Here is a 4,458-nt window from a genome sequence, read left to right on the forward strand (position 1 = left end):
GTCTGAAGAAGATGGCGGCCGCTGCCGGGACGAGTGACCGGATGCTGATGCATTATTTCAAGGATAAACAAGATATCGAAACCGCGGTGTTGACCGCGATCAGCCAAGAATTAATTGATTTACTACAGCAACCGGATCTAAAACTCGAGTTCACGGCATTCGTCCGTTTTCTGCGACAAGCGATCGATGAGCCACGAATCAAGCCATATTTGAATCTTTGGTTTGAAATCACCCATCTCGCAACGAGTCAGGGGGAGCCGTATACGTCAATCACGCGGACGATCGGGGAGTCATTCGACGATTGGATTAAACAGATTTATGTGCCGGCAGAGGGGGAAGATGTCGAACAGCAGACTGCGTTGTTGTTCGTCTTCACGGAAGGACTCGTCGTTTTGAATAAGATTGGTTTACAAGACCGGATGGACGCGGCGGTTGAAGCGATGATTGCATTAACAAAGGACAACATGCCTCGCAACTGAGGTGTGTTGTCCTTTTTCGGCATCTCACTGAAAAATCGTCACAGCTGAATAAAGGAGTAAACCACACATAATGACGCGAAACGCGACATCGTATCTTTGAAATAACGAACGAAACAGGGAGCCACTTCCTGCCCAAAGCAATAAGGCAATCCAACCGAGAATGATGGCATACGACGTGTATTGAACGATTTCTACAGTAGACGTGCTATGCGGCAGAATGAACGTCGATAAAGCGGTCAAGAAAAAGAGGATACTTTTGACGTTGATGAGTTGGAACAACAGACCGGATAAAAATGTCGCTGGCACGGTATCGACATGACTTGCTGTCTGCTTCGGGAAACCAATCTTATAGGCAAGGTAGACGAGATATGCGGCACCGAGCCACTGTAGAATCGGTTCGATCATAGGTAAGGTCGCTTGTAATACTGTCGTCCCTAATGCGCTGATCAACCCGAGTATCATGAACCCTAGTAAGATTCCGGTATTAAATCGCCAAGCACCACGAAAACCGAAGTGGCTCGATTCATGCATGACTAACAGATTACTTGGTCCAGGTGTAATGGACGTAATGATGACATAAGATAAAAAAGCAACAACATTCATGAGAAAACTCCTTTTTCATTCTATCGAATACTTGAATTCTAGTGTAAGATGTCAAGATCGATAAATAAAATTGAAATAAAAAATCATTCCATCATTTTTTTCGATGGACGATGAAAGGAGAGTCTTGAAATGGAAATTCGCCATTTGATCAGCTTCTTGAAGATTATTGAGACGAGGAGTTATACGGCAGCTGCGAGTGACCTCGGCTATACGCAATCGACGATTACGTCCCATATGCAACTGCTCGAACAAGAAGTAGGCGATGCTTTGTTTTTCTATTCCAATCGTACGCTTCAGCTTACACCGCTAGGTCAGGAAATCATCCCGCTTGCTGAAGATTTACTAGCGACACACGAGAAAATCAAGTCGATTCAACAACAGGATCCCTTTGAAGGCGTCTTGAAGGTCGCTGCGCCAGAGTCACTGACGATCTCTCGTCTTGGTTCCGTCTTACAGACGTTCATGACAGCATATCCGAATGTCAACATCATCTTATCGAATGGAACTTGTAAGGAAAATCAAGACGAACTCTTACATGGACGGGTCGATGTCGCCTTGATGCTGTATCCAATGTTTTCCGCTGAACGTTGTACGCATGATGTTTTGACAGAAGAGAAGATCGTCATCATTGGTCATCCGACGATGCCGGATCATTTTGACGCGATTCGATCTTCCGTGGACGCATACGTCTTTCTGACGAATGAAGAAGGATGCAGTTACCGATCGATGTTTGAGGCGTGCGTCAGAAACCAAGACATCTCGTTTCAGACACAAGAATTGTGGAGTATCGGGGCGATCAAGAAGATGGCGATGAACGGGCTTGGTTTTGCTGTGTTACCGTATGTGACGGTAGCGGATGAAGTGGAGTCTGGTACGTTGAAAGTTATTCATCATGATGAGACATTCGAACCGATGTATGCCCATCTGCTTACGAAACAGTCGAAGTGGGGCTCACCCGTGACACGCGCGTTTCAGGAAATCGTCCTGGACCAATTCACGAAGTCAAAGTGAATCGAGTATCTCGACCCAGACTTGATAATAAATCTTTTCATCGAGGTGAACCGTTGCCGACCGTACGCGATAGTCTGGGTTTTCCGCTAAATAAAATGCAAGAATCGTCGCGACTTTAAAGTCAGGAGTGCAATAACCGGTGATTGACCGACCATGGATCTCGTTCGTGATCGAATCCGCCCAGACTTCGGCTTCACGGTATGTCTCGAACTGAAGCATCTCTTCCTTCCAACGAATCGACATCTGCATCTCCTCCTTTGCTATAGTTAATGTTAGTATATGGAAGAAGTAATGTGTTATTCAAGGGGGAACGTCAGACATGAGTCGTTTTGGAATGCATCGAGAAGTAATCAATCCACCGCTCGGTGCCGCCTTCATCGGTTATCACCGAGAAGTCGGTGTCGCAAGCATACACGATCCGCTATATGTCACAGCGAGCATCTTTGAAAGTGAGCAGACGACATCGGTTTTCGTCAGCATCGATAACATCGGTTTGCTCGTTGCAGATACCGATACCATCCGTGAAGGTATCGCAGACCAGCTAGACGTGTCGAAGAAACAGATCACGGTTGTCTACACGCATACGCATTCGGGACCAGCGACAGCGGGAACTGAACCGTTGACCGTCGCCTACAAAACGATCTTGACGCAACAAGCGATCGTATCTGCCGTCAAAGCAAGCGAAGCGATGCAGTCGGTCGAGATGGGTTGGGGTGTGAAGTCTGGAAAAATTGGCGTCAACCGACGGGAGAAAAGGAATGGTCACGCGGTGATGGGAATGGATCCGCTTGGGGTGACGGATGATCGAATCGGGACGCTGTTGGTTCGCCGTGCCGATGATGCGTGTCTCATCGGAGCCTTCGTTTTCTGTACAGCGCATCCGAACGTCTTGAAATCAGACAGTGTCGTCTTATCCGGTGATTACCCGGGCGTCGCTCGAACGATCCTCGAACAGGCACTCGGCTGTCCAGTCGTGATCGTCCAAGGGGCGACGGGAAACGTCAATGCGAAATATCGTGGTGACCTAGCAAGTCTACAGAAGATGGCGTTTGCTTTAAGTGGACACGTCTTGACGACGATTCCAGACGTGTCGTTTCAACCGTTAACGCACCACCGGATTCAGTCGATGATTTATCCGATGCGCTTAACAGAAATACCGGTTGCGGACGTATTGCAAGACATGGCAACTTACGCTGAACAGACATGGGGCGTCAGCGCAGCGCGCTGGTTGGCGTACGTTCAAGAGCAATCGGGAACAACACTCACCATCCCGGTCGAAGTTCAATTGTTTGAACTAAATGATGGTTCGTTCTCAGGCATCCCGATGGAGCCGTTCTGTGAGACAGCGCTACAGATTCAACAGATGCGTCAAACGGAACTCGCCTTTTTCGGAGGCTATACGAACGGTTATATTGGTTATTTGCCGACAGCGGAAGAACATCCGTATGGTGGGTACGAGGTGGCAATCAATCCCGTCGTCTACGGTCCTGTGACGGGTCTATGGATGCCACCTGTACCGGAAACGGCAAACGACATCGTGCATCGTATCCGACAACTCTATGAAACGAACAACAACCCGGTTTCTCTTATCTGAGAGACCGGGTTGTCGTAGTTACGATTTGATTTTTTTGATGATCCAAAATAAAGCGAAAACGATTCCGCATGTCAGTAAGACGAATAAGAAAAGTAGAATAAGTAAGTTAGACAGTTGTAGCATCAAAGACCTCCGTGAATATGTATAGCTGGATTTTCGAACTTTCGAATAATAATAGAGTAACATAGTAATTAACATTATATAGGGAAATGACTTGTTGTTTTATATATTTTTTAAATGATTTACTTATTATATGAATCATTAGTTGTTTTTTACATTTTGAAAAAGAGAGGGATATCATGATTATTAAAAGATTTATTTTTAGTGCCATCATTACTTATTTATTCCTCAGTTTGCTTTTATCCTTCATCATCGGATATACGATTGATTGGATTCCGGTAGCAACTTTGTCTCAAAAGATAAAAAGGTACGCTTTTGAAGGGTTCACTCGGTTAATTTTATTAAAGTTTTAATTGCTGTAGGTGATGGTACTTTGTACAGTTTACTCTCCTCAAAACAAAGATCATCGAATACCCTAAAACGCTGATTTCCTTCAATTTGAAACTTTTAAAAAATGATTACGTTTATTAGGTATAATCGGTCTACTAAAAGGAGAAGGTATGATGAGAAAAAGAATCGGCGCCATTGCTCTAGTAAGCGGCATGTTGATACTCGGAGGTTGCGGAACAGCGGCAACACAAACCGATGTATTTGATCAACAAGGTACATATCTAGGGGATAACAGTAACGTACGAGACATCGTCCAACCTG

The 4,458-nt window shown here is 45.5% G+C and carries 5 protein-coding genes; 3 read left to right on the top strand and 2 right to left on the bottom strand.

Annotation, left to right across the window (positions count from 1 at the left end; all coding sequences use genetic code 11):
* A partial coding sequence (locus F8N00_RS16415) for a TetR/AcrR family transcriptional regulator (protein ID WP_421018593.1) occupies positions 1-479 on the top strand: 479 nt, incomplete at its 5' end.
* 24 nt (positions 480-503) lie between these two features.
* On the opposite strand, the gene F8N00_RS16420 is transcribed toward F8N00_RS16415, so the two are convergent.
* On the bottom strand, positions 504-1,082 hold the full coding sequence (locus F8N00_RS16420; protein WP_421018594.1) for a LysE family transporter: 579 nt from the start codon (positions 1,080-1,082) through the stop codon (positions 504-506).
* 129 nt (positions 1,083-1,211) lie between these two features.
* On the opposite strand from F8N00_RS16420, the gene F8N00_RS16425 reads away from it, so the two are divergent.
* Positions 1,212-2,093, top strand: coding sequence for a LysR family transcriptional regulator (locus tag F8N00_RS16425; RefSeq protein WP_075642229.1), 882 nt, complete (start codon positions 1,212-1,214; stop codon positions 2,091-2,093).
* Here the strand turns inward: F8N00_RS16425 and F8N00_RS16430 are convergent.
* Entirely contained in the window at positions 2,085-2,336 is a 252-nt protein-coding gene (locus tag F8N00_RS16430) for a hypothetical protein (protein ID WP_370448369.1), read from the bottom strand. The genes F8N00_RS16425 and F8N00_RS16430 overlap by 9 nt on opposite strands.
* 76 nt (positions 2,337-2,412) lie before the next feature.
* Between F8N00_RS16430 and F8N00_RS16435 the strand changes: the two genes are divergently transcribed.
* A complete protein-coding gene (locus F8N00_RS16435) occupies positions 2,413-3,687 on the top strand; it encodes an alkaline ceramidase (RefSeq protein ID WP_421018595.1) in 1,275 nt (424 codons plus the stop codon).
* Positions 3,688-4,458: the final 771 nt, after the last annotated feature.

The organism is Exiguobacterium sp. A1_3_1, from assembly GCF_048985645.1.
GTDB lineage: Bacteria > Bacillota > Bacilli > Exiguobacteriales > Exiguobacteriaceae > Exiguobacterium_A > Exiguobacterium_A indicum.